The sequence below is a fragment of the Bifidobacterium sp. ESL0790 genome, from assembly GCF_029395435.1.
GTDB lineage: Bacteria > Actinomycetota > Actinomycetes > Actinomycetales > Bifidobacteriaceae > Bifidobacterium.
The window spans coordinates 877794-903890 of sequence record NZ_CP113915.1 but is presented as its reverse complement, the minus strand read 5'-3'; the positions used below and the strand labels follow the sequence as shown (position 1 = coordinate 903890).

Genomic DNA, 26097 nt, shown 5'->3' with positions numbered 1-26097 from the left:
CAACGCCGACACACTTCCCTTCATCCCGAAACACAACCGCAAGATTCATCCCCAAGCACGATGACACTTCGACCGGCTTCGCGCTAGCCTTGGGGTATGGGCAGACTCGCGCAAACGACAGCATGGCTACGGCACCATCCCGTGGTCGGCGACGCGCTGCTCGCGGCCCTCACCCTTTATTTCGCTTTTCTCTCGTGGGGTTATGAGCCAGGGCTCTTGATCGGCTACAGCCGGCAGTGGCAGTTCGCGTGGTCTTGCGCGCTGGTCATCCCGCTGATATTCCGTCGGACCTTCCCACGCGCCTCAACGCTCGGCTTCGCGGCGCTGGTGGTACTGCAACTGCTAACGGGACCGGTGTTCGCGCTGCCCGACGTGATGGCCGTGGTGATGCTCTATTCCGTCATCGTCTATGGCGAGCCGAAGCAGAGCCGCCTGTTCATCCTGCTCGCGCTGGTGATCGCCGTGGCGGCGGCGCCAATCATCGCCTGGGGGCTGGAGATCGGGCCGCTGCTCGGCTCGCATGTCAGCCTCGGCATGGACCAGGCAAGCAGCACATACCAGGCCTGCCAAGTCGTTTATAAATCCGGGATGAGCGTCAATTGCGGCTGGAAGTTCGCCGGGGCGACGATGGTCGTGATGGTTCCCATCCTCATCGCGTTGCTCGCCGCCTGCTTCATCGCCTATTGGACACGGGCGCGGCACGCCACGGCACGGCTGTTGCGCGAACGCAACCAAGCCATCGCCGCCCGCGAGGAAGAGGAACGGCGCATCGCCCGCACGGCCGAGCGCGCCCGGATCGCGCGTGACATGCACGACGTGGTGGCGCATACGCTCTCCACCGTCATCGTGCAGTCCGACGGCGGGCGCTATGCCGGGGCGCATGATCCTGAGGTCGCGCGCAAGACCATGATGACCATTCGGCACGAATCGCGGCGGGCGCTGGACGATATGAACGATCTGCTCGACGTGTTCGTCTCGGCTTCGGATGGAGGACGCCCGGGATACCGCGATATTGCCGCGCTTGTCTCACAGGCCGACACCACCGCACGGCAAGAGGGTGGAGACGTTACGAGGCAAGTGACGGGCGAGGCACGGCCGGATGGGCTCGGTGAGCAGACTGGTTTCGCGGTCTATCGCGCGGTTCAGGAGGCGTTGACCAACAGCCGCAAGTATGCGGGGCCGGGCGCGCACGTCTCGGTTGACGAACGTTGGACGGACGACGAACTTCATGTTGCTATACGCGACGACGGACGTGGGGCCACGGCCGCAGCGGATGGCCATCGCGGCAGATATGGCCTGATTGGCATGCACGAGCGGATCGAGGCGGCTGGAGGTCATCTCGCTTATGGGCCAAGGAGCTTGGGAACTGGTTTTGAGGTCGCGTTCGACGTGCCGCTGGAGATGGCACAAGACGCTGCCGCCAAATCCTCCAATACCGCGAAATCATCCAAACCTGTTTTGGATAGCGAATCAACGCGGAATGGCGAAGATTTGAATGATAGGGAGCACACAGAAGTTTCTTCATCGTCGGCGCCCGATTCTCAACCAGCGGCAGCGTCAAATCCCGATCTCACCGAACTGCCTTCGATCTCACCCATCACGCGAGTCAAAGGCCTGATGTTCTCGCTGCTCGGCAAAGCGCAACATGTCTGGAGCATCTGGCGACGGCGGAACAATGCGCTGAAACGGGACACCACAGAGAACGCCAATACCGCAAACGGGACTGGCAACTCGAACAGTGACAACGACGATGCCGGCAACTCCCCCGTCTCCGCCGTCACGTCTTCAACCACCTATCCCGCCGTCTCGGAAACGAATTGGGTGGAACGCACCTCGAACTGGTTCGAACGCCATTATCTGCTGGTCGATGTCGTCACCACGCTCATCCTGCTGCTTATCGGCAGCCCACTGGTCGCGTTCGTGGGCCACTTCAAATCCACGAACCTGGAGATCTCGGCCGAATATGTTCAGCCTACCCTTTCAGCAAGCTATATCGGCTTCGCCATCGTGACGCTGCTGTTCATCGTGCCATTGGCCTTCCGGAGAAAGTTCCCCAGAGCGAGCGCGCTGTGTGTCGCCTTTGGCGCGACCGTCAGCTGCCTGTTGCTCACCAACATCCCGCTCGCCACGCTCTTTGCGCTGATTTCCCTGTATTCTGTCTGCCTCTATGGCAAAGGCCTGGCACCGCTGTGGGCGTCGCTGCTGGCGCTCATCGACTCGTCGCTCTTTACATGGAAAGTGATTTGTCTCTTCCTGGGCTTCGAAACGCCCATCCGCTGGCTGCTTGGCATCCGCTCATTCCCCGCGACATGGGACAAGCAAATCAACTACGCGATTGTGGCGTTGATGGTGGGCGGCATGGCTTTGACTTCGTGCGTGATCGTGATCGCGGCGGCGCTGTGGACACGGGCCAACGGCACCAACGCGCTGGTGCTGCGTACCCGGCAGGAGGCGCTGCAGGCCGAAGCGGAGAAGCAGAACGTGATGGCGGCGAATCTCGAGCGCGAGCGCATCGGCTCGCAGATGCAGGGTGAGGTGAGCGCGACGCTCAACACCGTCATCGCGGAGGCCGACGCGGGGCTGGCGCTGCTGGATGAGGCAGAACGCGAGGGCGCGGAGCCGAAGCCCGAGGAAATCGTCAAGGCGTTCGAGGCAATTGGAGCGCAAGGGCGCGAGGCGCTGCACCATATGCGCCAGCTGCTGCGGGTGCTGCGCGAGACCGGCGATAGCGACGACAGGCAGGGCGTCCAACAACCGCTGCTGCATCCTGTCGGAAGCATGAACGATGATAATAGATAGTATTTTATGATTAATATCAGTATGCAACGTTATCGTCACTTGCCAGGCAAAAATCAAATCGTTAGTACTATCAAACTCACGATTGCGCCTTTGGAAACCGGCTTGCCGCCGCGTGTTGTTAGAGTGGAACCATGAGTGAAACGCAGCCGATCACAGTCCTTATCGCCGACGATCAGGAGCTGGTGAGGGCCGGGTTCGCCATGGTCATCGACTCGCAGCCCGACATGGAGGTGATTGGTCAGGCGGCCAATGGCGACCAGGCGGTGTCGCTGAGCCTCGACCTGCACCCCGACGTGGTGCTGATGGATGTGCGTATGCCCGGCATGGACGGCATCGAGGCGACCAAACGCATCACCGACGCCGAGGCCTTCCTCGAGAAAAACCGCGACGGAAACGGCTCCACAATGCACAAAACGCGCGTCATCATCCTCACGACCTTCGACCTCGACGAGTACGTGATGAGCGCCATCAACGCCGGGGCTTCCGGGTTCCTCTTGAAGGACACGGAGCCTGAGACGCTGCTCTCCTCGATTCGCACGGTGCACCAGGGCAACGCGATCATCGCGCCCACGGCCACGAAGCGACTCATCGAGAAGATGGTGGAGGACGGATTCACCAAGTCCGGGCAGGCTGCGTCTGGAAATAGTGACGGCAAAGGCAATGGCGCAAATCGCATGGGTGCCGCGAATGGCTCCGCTGGTGCCGGTTCACAACCAACTACCTCGGCGAGCGCGAACGATGGGAATGCTTCATCCGACGATTTAGCAGCGGCCAACGCCACTGTTTATCACGACCCTGAGTTGGATGAGCTGACCGACCGCGAGCGCGAGGTGCTCATCGAGGTGGCGCACGGGCTCTCTAACCAGGAAATCGCCGACAAGCTGTTCATCAGCCTGCCGACCGTCAAGACGCATGTGGCCCACATACTCGCCAAAATCCACGCCCGCGACCGCGTGCAGGCCGTCGTCTTCGCCTATGACAACCAGCTCGTGTGACCCCGCCTATCACGGATTCCACGTCGCAGAAATCGCATCGCTTTCGTCTACGACAACCAGCCCGTGTGACTCGTCTATCACGGATTCCACATCATGGAAGTCGCATCACTTCCATATACGACAACAAGCTGGTATGACTCACTTATCACGGATTCCGCATCATAATAGTCACGGCTTGTTCGTCTACGACAACCAGCCCGTGTGACTCGTCTATCACAGGTTCCACGTCGCAGAAGTCGCGTCATTTTCGTCGATGGCAACCAGCTGGCGTAACCGCTACAGCACGGAAGACATCATTCCTAGAAATAAAGTTTCCGTGCTGTTGCGATCGCAAACTCCACATTACAGAAAGCCGGAGTTCCGCCATTCCTTCTATTTGATTGGATTGAAATCGAAGCACGGAATGTCTGTTCAACCACTAAATCCGGTTCAGTGCTACGCAAACACAGCACTCACACACCAATCCGACGATATTTACCCTTTCGTGCTGCACCCGCATATTTTGGCAATATCAGTCCATAACTCTTCTCCGTGAAAAAATGGTCCGTCCGACACCGGCATTACCGGTATTGAACGGACCACAGTTGTGCCGAAGCGGATATCACTTAAATCCGCTGGATTCCTACGCCTCGGCGAGCGCCTCGACCGGCGAGGTCCGCACCGCGCGCCGGGCCGGGAAGACACTGGCGAGCAGGGCGGCCACGGCGGCGATGAGCAGCACCGCGCCGTTGAACTTCCAGTCGAACGAATAGACAGGGGTTCCGATGAGGCTGCAGTACATGTACGATCCCAACCAGCCGAACCCGGTGCCGAGCGCCACGCCGACCACACCGCTGACCAACGAGATCAGCAACGCCTCGCAGGCCAACGAGCGGCGCAGCTGCCCACGCGTCATGCCGATGGCGCGCAACGTGGCCGATTCACGGGTGCGTTCGATCACCGAGAGGCTGAGAGTGTTGGCCACGCCGATGAGCGCGATGAGCACCGCGACGGCGAGCAGACCAACCAGCAGCTTCATCAGCTGGTCGACGAGATTGTTCCACTGCACGCGCTGGGCGATCGGGCCGGTGATGGTGACGCCTTGCTCGCCGCCGAGCGCCGCTTGCACGTCGCCGAAAATCTGGCCCAGCGAGGACGAGGACGTGTCGAGCTTGACCAGCAGGATATGCCCGTTGGGCTTGACCTGGGCGCTGTCGAGCCGGGCCTGGTCGACGAAGACGACCATCGAGTACGCACCCGTGAGCTGTCGGTAATCGACCTGCGAGGTCTTGAGTGGCAGGGAGACGTGACGCTGCGAACCGTCCGCGCCGACGTTGTCGAAATCGGCTTGGTTGTTGGCGAAGTCGAGCTTCTTATTGCTGTCCTGCCCGTTGAGCTTCGGGGCCAACGCGTGGTCTCCGCTGATTGGCGCGGCAGAGATATCGGTGCGCATCACCTTCTGCAAAGCCTTTTGCGAGGGCACGCCCACCAGCAACGCGGTCAACTTCTTGCCGTCGTTTTTGGTATTGCCGTCGTTCCCGTTCGCATTGACCTCGGCGGTGGCGGTGGACAGGTAGAGCGAATCCTGCACGCCGTCAACCTTGGCGACTTTCCGCGCCTGCCGCTGCGTGAGGTCGCCGCCTTGGGCCACCAAGTCGACGCTGTAGTGCGCGTCGAGTGTGGCGCTCATGGTCTGCTTGGCGGAGGCGGCCCCGGTGGCGATGGTCGAGACGAGGGTCACGCCGATCAGGAGCGCGACGCCGGTGGCGGCCACACGACGCGGATTCTTCTGGATGTTCGCGTCGGCGATCTTGGCCGCGGGCCCGATATGCGCGACCAGCGCGCCGACACCCCGCATCAGCACCGGCATCCAGAAGACGGCGGTCAACGCCAAACCGAGGAACGCGAAGGCGCATCCGCCAACCGCGGCGAACAGCGCGAAAACGTACCTGCTGTCACTGCCATCGGTGATGTTGCGGGAGAGGACCCCGGGCATCTGGCTGGCGCCGAAGACGCACAACGCCAGACCGACGACCAACAGCAGCACACCGATCACCGCGCGCACCACGCTGGCCTTGCGGTTGTCACTGACCTCCATGGGACGCAGCGCCTCGAGCGGGGTCACCGAAGTGGCCGAACGAGCCGAGGAAATAGAGGCGAGTACCGTCATCACGATGCCGAAGGCGAGCGGGACAGCGATCACCGGCCGGGTGATGATGACGTGCATCGCCTGTCCGTTGATGCTTCCAGCCTTCGTGGCGCCCAGCAGCGCCATCAGTCCGATAGCCACGAGGATGCCGAGCAGCGAGGAGACCAGGCCCAGCACACTGGCCTCGAAAAGCACCGAACGGTAGAGCTGGCCCTTCGTGGCGCCGATGGTGCGCAGCAGGGCCAGGGTGCGGCGGCGCTGGGCGACCATGACCTGGAAGGTGTTGGCGATGACGAGGGCCGCGACGAACATCGCGAGGATGCCGAAGGCCATCAGGAAGGTCTTGACCGGCGTGGTGCCGCCAGCGCTCAGGTCTTTCATGGATTCGTCGGCGATATGCTGGCGGGTGTCGACGCTGAAGCGGTGGCCGAGGATCCGCTTGACCTGCGGCACGGCCTGGCCCGCCTTCGCCGAATCCACGTTCATCAACAGCGTGATGGCCGTCACCTGGTCGGGCGAGCTCGCGCCCACGATCTTGGCGAGCACCGGCTTGGAGACCAGCGTCATGCCGTCGTACGTCGCGTACGCACCGGTGTCGTCCTTGGTCAGGCCCACCAGTTTCGCCTTGGTCGTCAGCGTCGACCCGGAATCGGAGGACGAGACCTTGATCGTCTCCCCCACCTTCGCGTGGATCCTGGAGGCGAGCGCCTCCGGAATCGCGGTCTCCTCGCCGTTGGCCGACGGCAGGTGCCCGGAGGTCACGCGCACGCTCTGCAACTTGGTGTCGGTGGTGCCCAATCCGAAGAAAGTGGCGGCGGACTGCCCGCCCTTGCCGACGTGGCCCTCCTCGTTGACGATGACCTGGGTGCCGGTCACACCATCGACGTCGCGCACTTGGTCGAGTTTCATGTCCGCGATGGTGGTGGGCTCGCCGTTGCCGTTGTTGCTATACGCGCCCTCCATCTGGGCGACGTAGTCGGCGCTCCCGTATTCGGCCGTGAGCTGGGTGCGCAGGGCGCTGTCCATGGAGTTGCCGAAGAGGAAGGTCGCGGCGATGAAGGCCGTGCCGATAAGGATGGCGATGCCGGCGGGAATGAGCATCTTCCCGCTCTTTTTCATAAGTTTCAGTGTTATCGAGAACATCTTGGTTCCTTTTCCTATATCCTGCGGCCGGTTCAGCGCGAGGCCCGCGCGTGCTGGGGATTGGCCGCCATCAGCTGGTCCATGCTCGGCATCTGCGCCGCCTGGCGCGCGGCCCGCTCGCTCTCCCGCATCAACAGTTCGCTCATCTGCTCGGCCTTGGGCTCGCTCACGTCGGAGACGATGCGGCCATCGGCGAAGACGATGGCGCGGTCGGCGTAGGAGGCGGCAACCGCGTCGTGAGTGACCATCACCACCGTCTGCCCCAGCTCGCGCACCGAGTCACGCAGGAAGCCCAGCACCTCGGCGCTGGAGACCGAATCGAGGTTGCCGGTGGGCTCGTCGGCGAAGACGACCTGCGGCTTGGTGATGAGCGCGCGGGCGATGGCGACGCGCTGTTGCTGGCCGCCGGAGAGCTCGGTGGGCCGGTGCCTCAACCTGTCGCCGAGCCCGAGGGTGCCGACCAGCATGTCGAACCATTGCCGGTCGGCCTTCTGCCCGGCCAGCGTCAAGGGCATGAGGATGTTCTGCTCGGCGGTGAACATCGGCAGGAGGTTGAAGCTCTGGAAAATGAAGCCGATCTTGTGGCGGCGCAGCATCGTCAGCTGGTTGTCGTTCATCGCGGTGACGTCCTCGCCGCCGAGCATGATGTGGCCGCCGGTCGCCGAATCCAGGCCGGCGAGCGTGTGCATCAACGTGGATTTGCCGGAGCCGGATGGGCCCATGATGGCGGTGAAACGGCCCTGTTCGAAGCCTACGTTGACGTCGCGCAAAGCGTGCACGGCGTTCTCGCCCTTGCCATAGTCCTTGACGAGGTTGATGGCCTCGACTGCGAGGGGCTGGCGCGTCTGCTGGCCTACGACAGGTTGGGCCATGGCCGAGGCCATAGCCGGCTGTCGATTGCCGTCGGAGGGAATGAAAGCCGGCGCGCCCGGCGCAATGCCAAACCCAGTGTCGGGGCTTGTGCCCGTGCCACTTCCGGGGTTGATGATGGCGTTGAAATCATTGGGGTGGGTGAGGTTCATCTGGACTCCTTTGTTGAGGTCGGTACCCTTGGGATGCCTCTTAATATATGGCCCGGAATCACGCCTTTCCATCGTGCTTGGGGACGAATTATCACCTTCGCCGCGCGGCCTGAGCCCGCCATGTCATCCTCGGGGATGATTCACGCCATAGACATTGACAAAACGGATAGAATGGTTTGACAAACGCATACACAATGACGGTGAAAAGAGAGAAATGCCCGAGGAATACGGACTCCACATCACGACCCATCTTGGCTACGGGGTGACCGAAGAGACGTTGAAAGATTCCGAAGGCCTGGATCAGATCGACGACAGCGGACTGGGTAGGCTTCGGAATCTGCAAAAGCTCCTGCAACTCGTCTGCGACCAATATGGCGCGCGGCTGTGGGTCGACAAGGGGTGCAAGGACGTGGTCTACCTCCACGTCCCCGGCGTCGAAGACCACGAATATCCCCAAGACGCCCCATGGCTCAAAGGTATCGTATGTTGGAGGCAGCAAGATGCGCACTTCGGCTTCGTGGCTACACGCGGCGGCTATTCCGTATATTCCAACGTCCTCGACCGCAGCTATGTGCTCGAATTTAAGGCGCGCCTCTCCACCCCGCAGGAGGCGGCGCTGTGGCTCGCCCAGGAATTCGACGAGACCAGCCGGCTATTGGGTGCGCGATACCGATTCTCGTCCGAACGCAACAGGGAGCTTGATGATCTCTATGACTTCTGCACCGAGGACCCAGGCTACCGGGGATACGGCCAGCCTTGGCAACTGCCGGTAATCATCACCCGCAACGTGAGTCCCTCGCTCTATAGCGTGGGCCGGCGGGTGCGGGGCAAGGTGAGCGTCTTCCGGAAAGGCGGCGGCTACACCTTGGAATATGTCGCGCCTCACGGCAAGGCGTATCGCCGGCATGAAGACGATTACCGCAGGGCGATCTGGTGGTTCGTGCAGGGGGTATGGCGTCTGCAGGCGGCACAGAACCACATCTGGAAATTGGGACTTGATCCCGAGGCCATCGACGACCGGGTGCTGCTGGGCATCATGTTTTATCACGCCGAGCATCTCCTGCTCGAGCGCGACAAAAGACGCTGACGGGCAACCTATCCGCATACCAATGCTCGTGACCATCTTTTGCGCAACCGGAACCGTACCGCGATTGCGCCATAAACAAGCCGCTGACGCATGCCTAGTGGCCTAAATATGGCGGGAAATTTAAGTTGCACCATAAATAAGCCACTGAACAGCCGTCAACGGCTCAAAAATGGCGGGAAAATTCAATCTCGCCATAAATGGGCCTGTGAGACTTACTCAGTGGCTTATTTATAGCGCAATTACGAAGGATGGCGGCTGACGAGGCTGGTCCCCTTCAGCCGGACATGTTACTTGGCGAGGCCGGAGGCGCGCAGGGCCTCGAAACTGCCCTTCAGGTCGTCCAGGATGTCGTCGATATATTCGGTGCCGATCGACAGACGGATGGTGCCCTGGTGGATGCCCTGGCTTTCCAGCTCCTCACGGGTCTCCTGGGCGTGGGTGGTGGAGGCCGGGTGGACGACGAGGCTCTTCACGTCCGCGACATTGGCGAGCAGGCTGAAGAGGTGCAGGTTGTTGATGAACACGCGCGCCGCGTCCTTGCCGCCCTTGATGTCGAAGGTGAAGATCGAGCCGGCGCCGTTCGGGAAGTACTTCTCGTAGAGGTCATGGTCGATGCGGCCAGGAATCGAAGGGTGCGAGACGGACTCGACCTCGGGCACGGTCTGCAGGTATTCGACCACCTTGAGCGCGTTCTGGACGTGGCGCTCGACGCGCAGCGACAGGGTTTCGGTGCCTTGCAGGAGCAGCCACGCGGCGAAGGGGCTGATGCAGGCACCGGTGTCGCGCAGGAAGATGGCGCGGGCGCGGGTGACGAAGGCCGTCTCGCCCAGCGCCTCGTAGAAGTTCATGCCGTGGTAGGACGGATCCGGCTCGGTCAGGGTCGGGAACTTGCCCGGCACCGCGGCCCAGTTGAAGTGGCCACCTTCGACGATGATGCCGCCGAGCGTCGTGCCGTGGCCGCCGATGAACTTGGTGGCCGATTCCACGACAATGTCCGCACCATTTTCCAGCGGACGGAAGAGATACGGGGTGGCGAAGGTGTTGTCGACGAACACCGGCAGGTTGTGCTTGTGCGCAATCTTCGAGATGGCCTCGAAATCGGGCAGGTCGGCGTTCGGGTTGCCGAAGGTCTCGAAGTAGACGAGCTTCGTGTTCTCCTGAATCGCGTCTTCGAAGTTCTGCGGGTCAGCGGGATCGACGAACGTGGTGGTGATGCCGTCGCGCGGCAGGGTATGGCGCATCAGGTTGAAGGTGCCACCGTAGATGTGCGAGGAGGAAACGATGTGGTCGCCGGTCTGGGTGATGTTACGCAACGCTGCTTCGACCGCCGCCGCGCCGCTGGCCAGAGCGAGCGCCGCGGTGCCACCTTCGAGCGCGGCCATGCGCCTTTCGAAGACGTCCTCGGTCGAGTTGGTCAGACGGCCATAGATGTTGCCCGGATCCTGCAGGGCAAAACGCGCTTCGGCATGGTCGAAGTCATGGAAGACGTAGCTGGTGGTGGCGTAGATCGGCACGGCACGCGCGTCGGTGGCGGGGTCGGCCTCCTCCTGGCCCACATGCAGCTGCAGGGTCTCGAAATGGTATGGTTTGTGCTCGTTCTCGGTCATTGCCGGCTCCTTCGGTGGAAAATGGACGTTCGTTTTTAGCTCCCTCCGAGCTTAAATCCGCGATGAATCCACCCGCAAGCCGCACGCTATCGAGGTTAGCTATAACGGATTGCAAACCGTTGGCGCCACAAGGAATTAGACAGCTCGCGCGCTTTGCCCAAAATCCCGAAAACGCGACCACTGCGTGACGTTTCGGGCGGTTTGCCCAGCCAATGGGTCTAGAGTCGAGTCAGCGACGTCCCCGCCAGCCAGGCGGGAAGGCGGACGCGACAATATAGGATTCATAGACTTTCTGAAAGGTCATGAAATGCAAGAAGATACGACGCTCTATGAGCGCGACCCCAAATACATCCCCCGCGTTGCGGCAGTGCACGACATGTGCGGCTACGGCAAATGCTCGCTGACCGCCGCGATCCCGATTCTTTCGGCGTGCGGCTGCGACGTGTGCCCGGTGCCCACCGCGTTGTTCAGCGCGCACACGAAGTTCCCCGTCTACACCTTCCACGACACCACCGATATCCTCTCCGGCTATCTCGACGCGTGGCAGAAGATCGACGTCGACCTCGACGGCATCTATTCCGGCTTCCTTGGCTCGGCCGAGCAGGTGGACATCATCAAGCGCATGTACCGCGAATACCCGAAGGCGCTGCGGCTGGTCGACCCGGTGATGGGCGATGGCGGGCAGATGTACCCGACCTATTCCCAGGAGATGTGCGACGCGGTCAAGACACTGGTGGACGGCGCGGACGTGCTGATGCCGAACCTCACCGAGGCGAGCATCCTCACTGGGCGTGACTACCCGGGCCAGAACCTGAGCGATGAGGAAGCGACCGACTGGGTCGGCGCGCTGCTCGATCTCGGGGCCAAGAACGTCGTGTTGAAGGGCATCGACCGCAATGACGGCAAACTGCGCAACTTCGTGGGCAGCGCCTCCACCGGGGCCGCCGCGCGTCGCGAGCTGGTGCACGACAAGCTGCCCTACATGATTCATGGCACCGGCGACGCGTTCGCTTCGGCGCTGTGTGGCGCGGTGATGGCCGGCAAGACGCTCGGCGAGTCGGCGCAGGTGGCCGGCGAATTCGTGCGTCACGCGATGGAGAGCACCCGCAACCAGCCCCACTTCGAGGATCGTGGCGTGAGCTTTGAGCTCAACCTGGGCGAACTGACCGGGTTGGCCGGCTAGTTTCGGGCCTTTTGATTGATAGGCCTTTTGATTGATGGATTGTGCACGCTGGCTTGGTGATGTGTCCAGTTGGCGCGCATGATTCTTTCGCGAGGGTTAGCTGGTTGATTGAAGGTTTTATCAACCCCTCAAACCTCGGATTAAACCGTTGGGAAACGCAAATGGCAGTAGCGTTCCCCAACGGTTTTCTTTATCTGATTCGTCTTTATCCAGCATTGCTTTCCCGTTCTGCTATACAACGCTATTTTCCACAGCGTTGTTCACATTTTGTATTACTTGATATCAAGTTATCCACAGACACGCCCGAAAAACGCGTTTTGGCCAACCACTTATCCACACCACCTGAGAATCGCCTTCTGAAACAGATAATCGTGCTGTACTCGAAGCATGAGCACAAACACGACAAGCAGGGCGGCATACGCCCACACGAACTATTTCGGCGGCCATACCGACGATTCCGACGAGCCCGACGAAGCAATCGACGTCAACGAGTCGAACGAGCTTATTGACGCCGAGGAACCGCTGCGAAACGAAAGTGGCACACCTCCGGAAACGGAATACCGGAACTCCCCTGATGATTCGGATGAGAACGCCGAAGCCAACGAGGCCGAACCCTACGAGGAGGTCGGAGCCACCACCGAAACCGAGAACCGTGAGGATTTCGAACCCGATGATTCCTTCGAACCGCCGACCGACGATGATCTGGCCGAGATGGAGGCCCTGCTCACGTCCCCCGAGCTGAGTTCCAAGCAGCTGGGCGTCGCCGGCGAGTGCTACGCGGCGCTCTGGCTGGCACGCCTGGGGTGGAGGCCGTTGGCGACGAACTGGAACACCCGGTTCGGCGAGCTCGACATCATCATGTTCACTCCCGAGCGGATCGTCGTCTTCGTGGAGGTGAAGACCCGGCGCACCCAACGCTACGGGGTGCCCCAGGCGGCCATCACCCCGCACAAGCAGGCGAACCTGCACCACGCCGCCGCGCTGTGGCTGGCGGGGCCAGGCAAGTCGGTGCCGCGCACAGGCATCCGCTTCGACGCCCTCTCCATCCTCGTGCAGGGCGGAGCGCCCCACGTCAAGCACATACCGGGGGCGTTCTGATGACCATCGGCAGCGCGCTTTCCGTCGGCCTGATCGGGCTTCGAGCCTTCGCCATCCAGATGCAGGCCTTCATCTCGCCCGGCCTACCCTATTTCTCCATCATCGGTCTGCCCGACGCGTCGTTGAGCGAGGCGCGCGAGCGGGTGAAATCGGCGTGCCAGGCCAGCGGCTACAAATGGCCCGAGACACGCGTGACGGTGAACCTCTCCCCCGCCTCGATGCCCAAACGCGGCTCGTCGCACGACCTGGCCATCGCGGCGAGCGTCTTGAGCGCGGGCAACCACATACCCCACGATTGTTTGGCCGACGCCATCGTGCTTGGCGAGCTCAACCTTGACGGCTCCGTGTTGCCGGTCAACGGTGTGTTGCCCATCGGCCTCTACGCCCGCGAGCATGGCATCGAGCGGATGATCGTGCCGCAGGCCAACGTGGAGGAGGCCAAGCTCGTCGAAGGCCTGCATATCACCGGCGTGCGGCACCTGGGCGAGCTCATCGAACTGATGGGCGGCAAGGCCAAATACCATCTGAACGACACCCGCGCGCCAGCCTCCCCGAGCGAGGAAGGCGGCGAGGCTCACCTGCCCGCCATCGGCGACATGGCCGAGGTCCTGGGCCAGGAGCGCACGAAATGGGCGCTGGAAGTGGCGGCCGCCGGCGGGCACCACCTGCTGATGACCGGGCCTCCCGGATCGGGCAAGACGATGCTGGCCTCGCGCATGCCCGGCATCATGTGTCCGCTTGACGAGCGCGAGCAGCTTGAGGTGGCCTCGATCCGCTCGCTGTGCGGCACATTGCCCGCCTATGGCATCAGCGACGTGCCGCCGTTCGAGGCCCCGCACCACACCGCGTCCACGGCCTCGCTGGTCGGTGGTGGCTCCGGGGTGGCCAAGCCCGGCGCCATCACACGCGCCCACCGCGGGGTGCTTTTCATGGACGAGGCCCCTGAATTCTCGCCACGCGCCTTGCAGACCCTGCGCGAACCGTTGGAATCCGGCTATATCTCCCTCTCCCGCGCCAAGGGCACCACTTATTATCCTGCGCGCTTCCAGCTGGTGATGGCCGCCAACCCCTGCCCGTGCGGCTACGGTTACGGCGACGGCGAGCGCTGCACTTGCCGGGAGAAAGACCGAATCCGTTATTTCTCAAGGCTTTCGGGCCCCATCCTCGACCGCATCGATATCCAGGTGGAGGTGCCGCCAATCGAGCACATTATCCAAGGGCCGAGCGCCCACCAGACCACCAGCGCCGAGATGAGGGCCAAGGTCATCAACGCCCGCAAAGTGGCACGCAACCGTTACGCGGCCCAGCAGTGGACTTGCAACGCCGAGGCCAGCGGATCGTGGATGCGTGCCAACACCTCGAAATCCGCGCTTCAGCTCATCGACCTGGCGCTTGAGGACTCAAGACTGAGTTTGCGAGGCGCGGACCGGGCCATGCGACTGGCGTGGACGTTGGCCGACCTCAATGGCAAGACCTCGCCGGGCCACGACGAGATGATGCAGGGCATCGCCTTGAGAACAAGGGAGGCATGATGGATATCACCCAGAACACCATTGACGGCACTGGCAACAGCGGGACCGGCAACATGGGAATCGGCGAAACCCGCGACGTCGTAAACAACAACGGCGACATCGGAGAAACCGCGCACGACGGCACTGGGACATTCCACCCCGAATTGGATGACGAGACCCTCGCCCGCGCCATCCTCACCTTCTGCATCGATGGGGCCGACGCCCTGCTCTTCGCCACCATCAAAGGCGCGGGAAGCGCCGTCGAGGCCCTGCGGCTCATCATCGCGGGCAGCCAGACGGCCAAGGCCCGCAACCGGCTCGACGAGGCGTTCGCCACCGGCACGGCCAAATGGGGACGTTCGGTCAACGCCCGGGGCATGGACGCCTTCCACCATGCGCTCGACCGTTGGCGCAGCCGTCTCGCGCAGCTGCCCTCACGCGATCCGAACGAGTTGAGGGCGTGGATCACGATGAACGGCTCACAATGGATCATCGGTCCCACCAGCCCGTATTGGCCCAGGCAGCTCGACGACCTGTCAATCCGCAAGGATTGGGCCTCGCCGCTATGCATCTGGGGCATCGGCGAGCCGCAGGCGCTGGTCAGCTGCGAAAGCCCCATCGCGGTGGTCGGCTCGCGCGGCATCGACGAGTATGGGCGATACGTGGCCCGCACCGTCGCCAAGAAAGCCTCGGAGCAAGGGCATCTGGTGGTCTCGGGAGGCGCGTTCGGCGCGGACGCCGCGGCCCACTGGGGCGCCCTGGACACCATGTCGATGCTGGGGCCCGAGGAGAGCGGACGAACGGTGGCGGTGTTCGCGGGAGGGCTCAACCACATCGGCCCGGAGCGCAACCGCAAGCTCTTCGAACGCATCGTCGCCAACCATGGCGCGCTCATCAGCGAACTGTGCCCCGACACCATCCCCGAAGCGCGGCGCTTCCTGTTGCGCAACCGCATCATCGCGGCCTTGGCCTCCACCGTCGTGGTCGCCCAGGCCCGCAGCCGCTCCGGGGCGCTCAACACCGCCAATTGGGCCGCCGACCTCGGCCGCGAGGTCTACGCCGCACCGGGCAACATCAACCGGCCAAGCAACACCGGCTGCAACTGGCTCATCCGCGACCATCGCGCCTCCATCCTCTACTCGGTCAACGCCATCGAGGAGATCTGCCATGCCCCGCATCCACCGACCACCGAAACCACAGAAGTCGGGAAGGCCGGAACGACCAACGATGAGGCTGCCTTGGCAAACAACGCCGATAACGACGGCTCAAACAGTCAGGAGAACACAGGAAAACAAGCCACCCAGATGACCATCGCCCTGCCACGACGCCGGAATACCTATGGTTCGGCGAACGACAGTCGACAACATGCAGACCGTACTCACGACATAAGCCACGCCAGTAACCCAGACCGTGCTTACACGACGATGTGCCGAAGCAATCTGGCAACTCATAGCAAAAGCAAGGTTTTCAAGACCAGTCCGCCAACCGCCTCACCACCACAACGCGAGGTGCTCACGGCGATACGACGCTGCCGCCGACGGGGCATTCCCGCCTCGCACGACGCCATCCTCGCCATGCTCCATGAGACGGCTCCTGCTTTGTCACCAGTGTCGGCAACGACATCAGCGTCAACAGCACCTCAACCATCGGACTCTGCGCCAACATCGGGCTCGGCGTCAATGACGAACAACCATCAGCCAAGCGCGGAAGCGTGGGACATCACCAGACTGGAGGGCACGCTGGGTGAGATGGAACTCATGGGCATGGTGCGCCTGAGATCGGGGGTGGTCAGCATTGCCACTGGCAGCGCTTGAGGTCGACGACCCAGCCCTCGTCCCCGGCGTTGTCGTGGTGGGGCGCGGGCGGGATGAAACGCACACCCTCGTCCTCAAGCAAGGCACGCTGCTCATCGGGGCCACCGAAGGCGAAACCCGGGGCGAGCGAGCCGTCGCGGAAGACGACGCGATGGCAGGGAATCACGCCCGGCTCGGGGTTCACATGCAGCGCGTAGCCCACGAACCTCGCGTTGCGCGGGGCGCCGGCGAGCGCCGCCACCTGCCCGTAGGTGGCCACCTTGCCTTCGGGGATGCACTTGACGACCTCATAGACCTTCGCGTTGAATGTTCCACTCATAGCCACCATTATGGCCCGGCCGACGAACCACCTTGCGTGGAACACGGGCCATGAGCTCTTTCACCCCCTGTGCAAGAATCGGGGGTATGGGTTCTGAGTGTGAGCAAATGTACGATGCGGTCATCATCGGCGCGGGCGCGGCCGGGCTTTCGGCGGCGCTGGGAATCGTGAGAAGCGACGAGTTCAAGGCTCTGAAAGAGCAGGGGCAAGCACCCAAGCTTCTGGTGGTCTCGAAGCTGCAACCGTTGCGCAGCCACACCGGTTCGGCCGAGGGCGGCATCGCCGCGAGCCTCGGCAATGTGGAGCACGACGACTGGCATTGGCACTATTACGACACGGTCAAGGGTGGCGATTGGCTGGTCGACCAGGACGCGGCGAAGATTCTCGCCGAATACGCCCCACAGACCGTGGTGAATCTGGAACGCAGTGGCGTCGCCTTCTCGCGCACCGAGGACGGGCATATCGCCCAGCGCAAGTTCGGCGGCCACACGGCCGATTACGGCAAGGCCCCGGTGCGGCGCGCCGCCTACGCCGCCGACCGCATCGGCCATCAGATCCTCTACGCGCTCTGGCAGCAGTGCGTGGCCGAGGGCGTGAAGTTCGCGGAGGAATGGTACGTCACCGATCTGGTGGTCGCACCCTCATCCCAAGACGAATCCGACAATGGCACAAGCGACGAGACCAATGCCCCGCGCAAGGCCTATGGCATCGTGGCGTTCGACACCCACACCGGCAAGACCCACGCGATAGGGGCCCGCAACGTGCTCATCGCCACCGGTGGCGCGGGCCGTCTCTTCCACACCACCTCCAACAGCCACGACCTGACCGGCGACGGCATGGCCCTGGCGCTCAAGGCCGGCCTGCAGCTCGAGGACTGCGAGTTCGTGCAGTTCCACCCCACCGGCCTGGCCCACACCGGCATCCTGCTTTCGGAGGCCTCCCGCGGCGAGGGCGGCGTGCTGCGCAACGCGGAGGGCGAGCCCTTCATGGAGCGCTACGCCCCGGAGCACAAGGACCTGGCCGCCCGTGACGTGGTCAGTCGCTCGATCATGGCCGAAGTGGACGCGGGGCGCGGCGTCGCCGATCCGAAGGACCCGGATGGCCCCAAGGACTGCGTGTGGCTCGACATGACCGGCATCGACAAGGCACGTATGGATGAGGCGCTGCCCCAGGTGGTGGAGACCATTCGCGACTACGCGGGGCTCGACCCCTCGAAGGATTGGGTGCCCGTCAAACCCACAGCGCACTACACGATGGGCGGCATCCCCATCACCACCGATGGCCAGGTCTACCAGTGGCGCGACGGCGAGCAGGAGTTGGTCGACGGGCTTTTCGCGGCCGGTGAATGCTCGTGCGTCGGCGTGCATGGGGCCAACAGGCTCGGTGGCAACAGCCTGCTCGACGCCTGCCTCTTCGGCAATCGCGCGGGCGAGTCCATCGCAAAGCGCTTAGGCGATACAGTCTCAACGCCCAATCAAGCAGCCGATGACGCTCAACAGGATTCCGAAAGTCACGCCGACGGCCTCCCCGAAGGATATGAGCCGGTCAAGCAGGCCGCCGACGAGCGCAAGCGCAACGTCTCCGCCCTGCTTGCCGACGCTCCAGACGGCCCCGCCAATCCCGCGGAAACCAACGAAAACGACGAAGACAATCAAATCCAGCAACCCGACGACAACCCCTACCAGCTGCTCGCCGAATTGGGCGTGACCATGGAGCGCGCGGTGGCGGTGCGCTGCGATGCCGAGAGCATCGGCAAGGCGCTCAAGACCATCAAGGAGACGCTGCTTCCCCGTGCCCAGGCGCTGCGCCCACATTCCGCCACTCCGGCCTTCAACCAGGAGTTGACGGCCATCTGGGAGGTCAACAACCTGCTGGAGCTGGGCATGGCGGTGCTCGAGGCGTCCGACGCACGCCACGAGTCGCGAGGCTCCTTCGCCCGCACCGATTTCCCCAAGCGCGACGATGGGCGGTTCCTGGTCCATTCGATGAGTGACGCCGCCGGCGAGGTCTCCTGGCAGCCTGTCCATATCATGGATATGCCGCCCCAGTCCCGCGACTACTGACGGGCACGGCTGGTGGCAGACTGGCTGAGGGAAGATTTGCAAGCGCGAAGCGACAACAGAGGCGACGAGGGCGATGACCATGAGCAATCTTGACGGCAAGGCCACGACGGTGACCATACGGGTGCATAGGTTCACGGCGAAACCGGACCGCGCGCCCCGTGGCTCGTCAAGCCCATTCAAACGGCACGGTTCCAGTCCGTTCGCCGCGTCATCGTCCGCCCCCACGGCCCGTCGTCGCGCCCGCGGCAAGCGCTGGACGCAGGACTACACCGTCGCCGTGCACACCGGCGACACCGTGCTCGACTGCCTGCTGACCATCAAACGCACCATCGACCCGACGCTGGCCTTCCGCTATTCGTGCGGCCATGGCGTCTGCGGCTCCGATGCGGTGGCCATCAACGGCACCCCAACCCTGCTGTGCACGGCCAAGGTCGAGCAATACGCGAAACCCGGGCAGTCAGACGATGTCCAAGCCGAAACCAGCGCGGGATTCAGGCACACCGGTTCGCCAGACCAAGCCGCTGATGCCAACACCGATAGTGACACCAATGTCGACGCCACCATTGATTCCACAGCAACAGCTCCTCCGAACGCTTCCGAAACCGGCTCACCCAATGCAACCCCAGCGCCAACTCACCTCGGCGTCATCGAGCTGGCCCCGCTCCCCGGCTTCCCCGTCCAGCGCGACCTCATCGCCGACATCGACCAGATGATGGCCCAGATCAAAAAACTCGCGCCCTACCTCAAGGCCGACGGCAAGCTGGCCACGACCAGCGACGGCAAGATCGACATGTTCGAATACCTGCAAAGCCCGCAGCAGCTCAAACGCTATGAGCTCCTGAGCAACTGCATCTCCTGCGGGGTGTGCGAGGGCAGCTGCCCGGTCTACGCGGGCGGCGAGGCGTTCGTCGGCCCGGCCGCGCTCATCGCCCAGGCCCGGTTCATCAACGATTCGCGCGACACCGCCACCGGCGAGCGCCTGGACGCCATCGCCACGGAGGACGGCATCACCGCCTGCCAGTCGGTGCGCGCCTGCTCGCGCCAATGCCCACGCGGCATCGACGTGGGCGAGGAGATGTGGCAGCTGACCACCAAGGTCGGCGAAAAGTAACCCTTCATCACCAGGCTGCGAATATATGCCAGCAACCCCGAAAACAAGCCATTACCGCAGTGATAGTACAGTAGGGAACCATGGATAACACTACATACACCGATATGGCCAAGGCCTGGCAGCTCGCCGAGGCGCATGCCCTCGAGCTCGAAGGCGACACGCTTGCGAAGGCCCGCGATGAGGCGGAGCGTTCGGGGCTCAGGCAGGGTTCGGCGGCCCAGGCGCGTCTGTTGCGCTACCTGGTGCGCACGCAGAAGGCCGATTCGATCATCAGCATCGGCACCGGCGCGATCGTCGAGGCGCTGCAGCTGGTCTCGGGCCTCGATGGGGCTGGCCAGCTCACCGCCGTGGATTCCTCGGCTCGCGGCATCACCATCATCCGCCGCCTCTTCGCCGACATCTCCGACCAGGAAAGCTCACGCACCACGCTGCGTGCGGTCAACACCTCTCCCGCCACGTTCCTGCCGCGCCTCAACGCGGAGAGCTACGACCTCATCGTCGTCTCCGGCATCACGTCCAACTACGAGCCGACCTTCGCGCAGGCCCATCATCTGCTGAAGCAAGGCGGCCGCATCGTCATGGCCGACATGGCGGGCCTGGCGTCCGGCGAGAAGGGCAAGCCCGAGGCCATGCGGGCGCTGATCGCCGAGGTGGAGGACGACGAGCGTTTCGAGACCATCCTCACCTCCGTCGGCACCGGCCTGATGGTCGCGTGCAAACGCTGATCCTGAACCGATAATCAGGAACGGCACTAATACCAATACAACATTCAACGCGAAACGCTATCTTGGTGACAGCTTTCTTGCCATGTCACTGAGATGGCGTTTCGCGTTGAGTCGGTCTGAGCTACGTTCCCGCCCAATTTGCTTATTTGACCATTCCCTCGATGGCGATGCGCACGGCCTCGTCCGGGTCGTCGACGAAATGGATGCGGTCGATGTCGGCCTGGACGATGAGCCCACGTTCGCGCACGGTGCTGGAAAGCCAGTCGAACAGCCCCTTCCAATACGCCGTGTCGTAGAGCACGACGGGCTTGGGCGAGGTCTTGTTGGTCTGCACGAGGGTGAGGATCTCGAACATCTCGTCGAGCGTGCCGAAGCCGCCGGGGCAGATGATGACGGCCGAGGAGTATTTCACGAACATCATCTTGCGCACGAAGAAGTAGCGGAAGTTCATCCCGAGGTTGACCCACTTGTTGAGCCCCTCCTCATGCGGCAGCTCGATGCCGAGGCCCACCGAGGTGCCGCCGGCCGACGACGCACCGCGATTGGCCGCCTCCATGATGCCGGGCCCGCCGCCGGTGATGACGGTGACGCCCGCCCTCGCCGCGGCCTCGCCCATACGCATCGCCGCGTGGTACTCGGGTTCCTCGGGTTGCACACGCGCCGAGCCGAAGACGCTCAGCGCCGTGCCCAGCCCCGCCAGGGCGTCGAAGCCCTCCACGAACTCAGACTGGATGCGCAGCACGCGCCACGGGTCGCCATGCCGCCAGGCCGGGTCGCGCAGCCCGGTCCTCCCCGAGCCGCCAGCCTGGCCCTCGGTGTCGACGGTTCCATTCGCGCCACTATCGCAAGCACCCTCACCGTCACCATCGGCGGCACGGTCCATATCGGTGCCCAGCAGGTTTCTGTCGGCGGTGTGGCGTGGAATCATCGAGCCGCGCATGAGCACGGACCCGCTGCGGTGGGTCTCCCATTCCGGAGCCTCCCCATGCGTGTCCGGCCCCGAGACCATCGCCGTCTCGTCCGTTTCGGCGTCCACACTCATATTCACGTTTTCGTCCATGGTCCCATCACCATTTCCGCTCATCGTATCGCCCTCGTTTCCATTCATACCTTTCATTCTCCCTTCCCGCTCGCGTCTTCGCCATGCAACCCTCGCATCGCAAGATTATCACCCGCCGATATCCACCTTCATCGCATCGGCGAGCGCCCACATCAAACGCAAACCGACCGTCAAAAGGCCACGAACCGCCATCCGACGCCCCGTCAAAGTTTTACGCGTGATTCCGGCCACATGGTATCGTCCTAATCAGAGACATCGGCAAGGCCGTCAATGTCACCACTGTCATTGAAGCAGGGAGGGATGCCAAATTGCAGAAGAACAACGCATGGCCGCAACAGGACCCCAACATTCCGCCGATGCCTTCCGGCGCATCCGACCTGCCAATCCCCGACGCGGTGCCCCTGCCCTCGTCCAATAACGGCGGAACCCCCGGAAACCGCAAGAAGACGACCACGATCATCATCGCCGCGATCGCCGCGGTGGCCCTGGTGGCGGTCTGCGGCGGCGTCGGCTTCCACCTTTACACGCAAAACTCGCACTCATATGCCATCTCGCAATACCAGAAGGCCTCCCACCGCCTCGACGGCGCCAGGAACGACCTCGACGCGTCAATCAGCAAGGCGAAATCGGTGGCCGGCAACATCGACGAGAGCCAGGTGGAGGACGCCAGGCTCATCGACGACTACACCTCCACGCTCGCCAAGACCAAGAAACTGACGAACGCCAAGCCGTCGGTGAATGTCAAGGACACCAGCGCGGCCAGTGCCTCCGAGCTGAGGAACGCGACGCAGTCGGCGAACGACCTCGCCACGGACTGCGAGAACAGCGCGGCGAACCTCACCAAGGCCGCGCAGAACGTCGTCGACTCCAAAACCGCGGCTGACGAGGCCCTGCAGCCCACCGAGGACGCGGTCTCCGCCGCCGAGGAGCAGAAGAAGTCGAACGACCGCGAGGCCGCACGCAACGGCGTTGACGTCAGCGACATCTCCGAAAGCCGTTATTCCAGCCTCGACGGCACCTGGACCAACCCCAACGGCGCGTGGATACGCATCTCGCATGGCATCCTGACCCCGGAATACGCGGTGCAGGGCAGCACTCCCCCATACCGTCTGAGCCAGTGCTACGGCGGTCTCGACGAGGGTTGCCTCGAGGAGGGCGAACTGCCCAGCAACCAAATCCAGCTGGTGCAGACCGGCGCGGTGGAACGGCATGACGAGACCCCCGACATCCAATTCAGCATCGTCGTGGTGCCCAGGAACGTCAGCCTTTACAACGTCTCGTACTCCTCGCATGAGCTGAGCGGCGACCCCACCGACTCCTCACGCGACCGCATCATCGTCTCGGGTGGACCCGTCATCGACCAAGGCCAGGCGCCATTATGCACCGACTACACCACGGGAGACCCGAACCCGACATCCTGCGCCTACTACCGCGACGGCGGCACGGTCTCCGACGCCTCCCAGCAGCGGCTCAACGACAAGGTGGACAAAGCCAACAAGAGCATCGCCACGCTCGACAAGAAGTGGCAGCAGAAGGCCAAGGCCAACTTCCAGTGCCGCATCAGCGTGGTCACCGGCGCGCAATCCTCCTGCCCCGCCACGAGCGACGACAACTGACGCCTCGAATGGCGGTTTCTCACCAATCCTCTTACGCTACGAATGTTAGTATTACATTCGTAGCGTAGCCATTCAATGTCGAAAGAGGAAAATTGGCAGACGACGAGAGGCAAGAGAAGGCCAAAGACACGCAGACCACGGCGAAGCGGGACAATCACACCGATACGGCCAATCAGGTAGATAAAGCCAATACAGCCAAACGACCCAATAAACCCGAACAGGCTCACCAAGCCGGCAAGGCCGACAAGACCAAGCGGACAGCCAAGGCCAAGAAATCCAAGAAGGCCGATAAGTCGAAGCAAACTCGCCAAGCCGACAAGGCTAACCAGACCGAGCAAGCAGCTACAGCCAAACAGGTTGATAAGTCCGACAAGACCGATACAGCCGAAGAAACCGACAAATCTGATCAGACCAAACCGGTACCGCCGACGAAAGACGATTCCGCGCAAGACGATTCCACGCAAGACGCCGCGCCCACCATCACGGTCGCGCTGCCTCCCAGGCCAAGCGACAAGCCCGCCGATACCGCCTCGGCCACAGGCAACCAAGACAATCCGGACGACCAAGACCAGCCGGCCAAATCCAAGAAGAACATCATCCGGGCCGCCATCATCGCGGCTGTGGCCCTGATCGTCATCGCCGCCATCGGCGCGTTCGGCTACCACTACTACACCACGCATTCCCGCTCCTACGCCATCTCCCGCTACGAGAAGGCCACCCAGCGCCTCAAGGACTCGCAAAAGCAGCTCGACGCCACGATTGCCAAAACCGACAAGACGGCCGGCTCCGTCAACGAAAGCGACGTCAAACGGCCGACGGTCGTCACCACCTACACGACGACGGTGCGCGAGAGCCGGAAAACCGTCAAGGTGAGGACGCTGACCAAAACCCAACTTCAGTCCCTCGATGTGGAACAAATCAACAAGATCTGCAACGAACTCGAACAGGCGGCGGCCCACTATTCCGCCTCGAGCGGCAAGGTGAACGATTCCGCCCAGCAGGTCATGGACGCCAAGGCCGACGCGGACAAGGCGCTCTCCCCGGTGGAGCACGCGATCGCGGCGGCCGAGCAGCAGAAGAAGCAGAACGATGCGGAAGCCAAGAAGAACGGCCTCGATCTCAAGGCCATCGCCAGCGGCGACTATTCCAGCCTCAACGGCACATGGACGAATCCCGATGGCGCGTGGATGAAGATCTCCAATGGCAACCTGACCCCGCAGAATCCGGTGCAGGGCACCACACCGCCCTACCGTCTCAAGGAGCCCACCGCCAACAACACCCTCTTCAACCCCGAGCATCTCAGCGAGATTCCCAAGACCCAGCACACCCTGCTGCAGGACGGGGCGCGGGTGGATCGCCCCAGCGAGGCGCCCGACATCTACTTCCTCGTCACCGTGCAGCGCGGCGCCAAGCTCTACAACGCCTCCCCGAGCTTCTCCCCGCAGTCCTACGTCGGCGACGACCCCACCGACTCGAGCCGAGACCGCATCATCCCGGCCAACGCCTCGGCGAACCAAGGCCAGACGCCGTTCTGCGCCAGCGCCTCATGCGCCTACTATCGTGACGGCGGCAGCGTGTCAGCGGCCTCGCAGCAGAAGCTCAAAGACAAGGTGGACCAGGCCAACAAGCTCATGGCCGGGCTCGACCAGAAGTGGCAGCAAGGTGCCAAGACGAACTTCCAATGCCGCATCGACGTGGTCAACGGGGCCAACAAGACCTGCGAGAGCACCAGCGGCTCCTCGGGCCATGACGGCACCGCCAACGTCGAGCAGCTGCGGCGTGGCGATTTCTCGTCGATCTCCGGCCAGTGGTGCACATCCGGCAATGACTGCGTGACCATCGGCAAGGACGGCTCCTACAGCAACGGAGACGGCGGCGCGACGCAGGCCAAGCTCGCCATCGCCACGGAGAACAATTGGGTCACCGGCGGCGTGGGCGGCACGGGCATCGTGGAGCTGATGGACACCCGCGGGCCCATCTGCGTCGACCCGAACGTCACCTATCCCAACTGCACCATGGCCGAAGTCATGTGGCCCACCGATTTCGTCTACTATCCCAAGAACGTCCCTGTCTGCCCCAACGCCGACATCTGCACCAAGGCCTACGAGGGCACCGAGAACGACCCCGACGACATCGACATCTCCCGTCCCCACATGGAACTCATGGCACGCCACATGAACCCGCGGCCGACCATGGCGGATACTTACTACTTCGTGGGCGGCGACCAAGGCAAGAAGTCCTCGAAGAGCAGCAAAGGCATGAACATCAAGCAGATCGGCCAGAACGATTGCTCCTCGATCGCCGGCCACTGGGTCAACGCCGACGGGACGTCGATCGATCTCCATGATTCCTGCCCCTCCGGCAGCTATACCGACGGATCCGGGCACCCCACGCAATGGCAGCGCCCCGTGCTGCACGATGGCTACGCCGAGCAGGCCAACACCAGTGACACCTCGGGTGGCGCGGAAGACAGGGTGTTCGTTCCGGCCGGGCAATCCATGCCCGCCTTCGCGCTCAGGAACTTCCAAGCCTCATCGGACGACAGCGACACCAGCAAGGACAGAATATTCACCATCGCCCACGGCATCGGCGCCCAGACCCCACGCGATCCGGCCGAATGGGCCTTCTACAAGCAGTAGGCCAGCGAAGATGCACTATTGACTCTATCCAATCGCCGACACTCGATATGTTCCATACCGCAATGTCGGCGATTGGATAAAGCTCACTGTTTTACATCATTTCAGCCAAATACGATACTGGTTAAAGAAATACAAGCTGTTTTGAAGAAAATAAAAAAACCAGAATTAATTAGAAAT

The 26097-nt window shown here is 62.7% G+C and carries 17 protein-coding genes; 12 read left to right on the top strand and 5 right to left on the bottom strand.

From position 1 onward, the window contains the following. Positions 1 to 96 precede the first annotated feature (96 nt). Both OZY47_RS03240 and OZY47_RS03235 read left to right on the top strand, forming a co-directional pair. On the top strand, positions 97 to 2799 hold the full coding sequence (locus OZY47_RS03240) for a histidine kinase (protein WP_277178695.1): 2703 nt from the start codon (positions 97 to 99) through the stop codon (positions 2797 to 2799). A gap of 131 nt (positions 2800 to 2930) precedes the next feature. After that, positions 2931 to 3794 carry a response regulator transcription factor gene (locus tag OZY47_RS03235; RefSeq protein WP_277178693.1) on the top strand — a complete coding sequence of 288 codons (864 nt, stop codon included), beginning with the start codon at positions 2931 to 2933 and terminating at the stop codon, positions 3792 to 3794. A 622-nt stretch (positions 3795 to 4416) separates the two neighbouring features. Here OZY47_RS03235 and OZY47_RS03230 read toward each other — a convergent pair. Together OZY47_RS03230 and OZY47_RS03225 are read right to left on the bottom strand one after the other, a co-directional pair. Beyond that, positions 4417 to 7065 carry an FtsX-like permease family protein gene (locus OZY47_RS03230; RefSeq protein ID WP_277178691.1) on the bottom strand — a complete coding sequence of 883 codons (2649 nt, stop codon included), beginning with the start codon at positions 7063 to 7065 and terminating at the stop codon, positions 4417 to 4419. Positions 7066 to 7097: 32 nt separating this feature from the next. Beyond that, positions 7098 to 7937: an ABC transporter ATP-binding protein gene (locus OZY47_RS03225; RefSeq protein ID WP_277179114.1), complete on the bottom strand. Its 840-nt coding sequence runs from the start codon at positions 7935 to 7937 to the stop codon at positions 7098 to 7100. A gap of 427 nt (positions 7938 to 8364) precedes the next feature. On the opposite strand from OZY47_RS03225, the gene OZY47_RS03220 reads away from it, so the two are divergent. Then, positions 8365 to 9174: a hypothetical protein gene (locus tag OZY47_RS03220; protein ID WP_277178689.1), complete on the top strand. Its 810-nt coding sequence runs from the start codon at positions 8365 to 8367 to the stop codon at positions 9172 to 9174. A gap of 287 nt (positions 9175 to 9461) precedes the next feature. Here the strand turns inward: OZY47_RS03220 and OZY47_RS03215 are convergent, their stop codons facing one another. Continuing rightward, entirely contained in the window at positions 9462 to 10781 is a 1320-nt protein-coding gene (locus tag OZY47_RS03215; RefSeq protein WP_277178687.1) for an O-acetylhomoserine aminocarboxypropyltransferase/cysteine synthase family protein, read from the bottom strand. A gap of 307 nt (positions 10782 to 11088) precedes the next feature. Between OZY47_RS03215 and OZY47_RS03210 the strand changes: the two genes are divergently transcribed. From OZY47_RS03210 to OZY47_RS03195, 4 genes are all read left to right on the top strand, one after another. Continuing rightward, positions 11089 to 11964 (top strand): pyridoxamine kinase, encoded by an 876-nt coding sequence (locus tag OZY47_RS03210; RefSeq protein WP_277178685.1) that lies wholly within the window; start codon positions 11089 to 11091, stop codon positions 11962 to 11964. A gap of 387 nt (positions 11965 to 12351) precedes the next feature. After that, the gene (locus OZY47_RS03205) at positions 12352 to 13062 is read left to right on the top strand and encodes a YraN family protein (RefSeq protein ID WP_277178683.1); all 711 of its coding nucleotides are present in this window, start codon (positions 12352 to 12354) and stop codon (positions 13060 to 13062) included. Continuing rightward, the gene (locus OZY47_RS03200) at positions 13062 to 14594 is read left to right on the top strand and encodes a YifB family Mg chelatase-like AAA ATPase (RefSeq protein ID WP_277178680.1); all 1533 of its coding nucleotides are present in this window, start codon (positions 13062 to 13064) and stop codon (positions 14592 to 14594) included. The genes OZY47_RS03205 and OZY47_RS03200 overlap by 1 nt, the downstream gene beginning before the upstream one ends. Further along, a complete protein-coding gene (locus OZY47_RS03195; protein WP_277178678.1) occupies positions 14591 to 16387 on the top strand; it encodes a DNA-processing protein DprA in 1797 nt (598 codons plus the stop codon). Before OZY47_RS03200 ends, OZY47_RS03195 begins: the two co-directional genes overlap by 4 nt. Here the strand turns inward: OZY47_RS03195 and OZY47_RS03190 are convergent. Continuing rightward, positions 16362 to 16706: an MGMT family protein gene (locus OZY47_RS03190; protein ID WP_277178676.1), complete on the bottom strand. Its 345-nt coding sequence runs from the start codon at positions 16704 to 16706 to the stop codon at positions 16362 to 16364. The genes OZY47_RS03195 and OZY47_RS03190 overlap by 26 nt on opposite strands. Positions 16707 to 16813: 107 nt before the next feature. Between OZY47_RS03190 and OZY47_RS03185 the strand changes: the two genes are divergently transcribed. From OZY47_RS03185 to OZY47_RS03175, 3 genes are all read left to right on the top strand, one after another. Further along, a complete protein-coding gene (locus OZY47_RS03185) occupies positions 16814 to 18769 on the top strand; it encodes an FAD-binding protein (RefSeq protein ID WP_277179112.1) in 1956 nt (651 codons plus the stop codon). Positions 18770 to 18848: 79 nt separating this feature from the next. After that, positions 18849 to 19880, top strand: a complete 1032-nt coding sequence (locus tag OZY47_RS03180; protein ID WP_277178674.1) for a 2Fe-2S iron-sulfur cluster-binding protein — start codon at positions 18849 to 18851, stop codon at positions 19878 to 19880. Between the two features lie 80 nt (positions 19881 to 19960). After that, the gene (locus OZY47_RS03175; protein WP_277178672.1) at positions 19961 to 20605 is read left to right on the top strand and encodes a methyltransferase; all 645 of its coding nucleotides are present in this window, start codon (positions 19961 to 19963) and stop codon (positions 20603 to 20605) included. Positions 20606 to 20747: 142 nt separating this feature from the next. On the opposite strand, the gene OZY47_RS03170 is transcribed toward OZY47_RS03175, so the two are convergent. Next, positions 20748 to 21614, bottom strand: coding sequence for a TIGR00730 family Rossman fold protein (locus OZY47_RS03170; RefSeq protein ID WP_277179110.1), 867 nt, complete (start codon positions 21612 to 21614; stop codon positions 20748 to 20750). A gap of 359 nt (positions 21615 to 21973) precedes the next feature. Here OZY47_RS03170 and OZY47_RS03165 point away from each other — a divergent pair, with 359 nt between their 5' ends. Further along, positions 21974 to 23281: a hypothetical protein gene (locus OZY47_RS03165; protein ID WP_277178670.1), complete on the top strand. Its 1308-nt coding sequence runs from the start codon at positions 21974 to 21976 to the stop codon at positions 23279 to 23281. A 92-nt stretch (positions 23282 to 23373) separates the two neighbouring features. Next, positions 23374 to 25920, top strand: coding sequence for a DUF6287 domain-containing protein (locus OZY47_RS03160; protein ID WP_277178668.1), 2547 nt, complete (start codon positions 23374 to 23376; stop codon positions 25918 to 25920). The last annotated feature ends 177 nt before the right edge of the window (positions 25921 to 26097 follow it).

Bases quoted from the DNA above. Each gene is read 5' to 3' on its own strand.
- OZY47_RS03210 (WP_277178685.1), top strand. From the start codon at position 11,089: ATGCAAGAAGATACGACGCTCTATGAGCGCGACCCCAAATACATCCCC.
- OZY47_RS03195 (WP_277178678.1), top strand. From the start codon at position 14,591: ATGATGGATATCACCCAGAACACCATTGACGGCACTGGCAACAGCGGG.
- OZY47_RS03200 (WP_277178680.1), top strand. From the start codon at position 13,062: ATGACCATCGGCAGCGCGCTTTCCGTCGGCCTGATCGGGCTTCGAGCC.
- OZY47_RS03175 (WP_277178672.1), top strand. From the start codon at position 19,961: ATGGATAACACTACATACACCGATATGGCCAAGGCCTGGCAGCTCGCC.
- OZY47_RS03205 (WP_277178683.1), top strand. From the start codon at position 12,352: ATGAGCACAAACACGACAAGCAGGGCGGCATACGCCCACACGAACTAT.
- OZY47_RS03185 (WP_277179112.1), top strand. From the start codon at position 16,814: ATGTACGATGCGGTCATCATCGGCGCGGGCGCGGCCGGGCTTTCGGCG.
- OZY47_RS03235 (WP_277178693.1), top strand. From the start codon at position 2,931: ATGAGTGAAACGCAGCCGATCACAGTCCTTATCGCCGACGATCAGGAG.
- OZY47_RS03225 (WP_277179114.1), bottom strand. From the start codon at position 7,937: ATGGCCCAACCTGTCGTAGGCCAGCAGACGCGCCAGCCCCTCGCAGTC.
- OZY47_RS03190 (WP_277178676.1), bottom strand. From the start codon at position 16,706: ATGAGTGGAACATTCAACGCGAAGGTCTATGAGGTCGTCAAGTGCATC.
- OZY47_RS03180 (WP_277178674.1), top strand. From the start codon at position 18,849: ATGAGCAATCTTGACGGCAAGGCCACGACGGTGACCATACGGGTGCAT.
- OZY47_RS03230 (WP_277178691.1), bottom strand. From the start codon at position 7,065: ATGTTCTCGATAACACTGAAACTTATGAAAAAGAGCGGGAAGATGCTC.
- OZY47_RS03215 (WP_277178687.1), bottom strand. From the start codon at position 10,781: ATGACCGAGAACGAGCACAAACCATACCATTTCGAGACCCTGCAGCTG.
- OZY47_RS03240 (WP_277178695.1), top strand. From the start codon at position 97: ATGGGCAGACTCGCGCAAACGACAGCATGGCTACGGCACCATCCCGTG.
- OZY47_RS03170 (WP_277179110.1), bottom strand. From the start codon at position 21,614: ATGGTCTCGGGGCCGGACACGCATGGGGAGGCTCCGGAATGGGAGACC.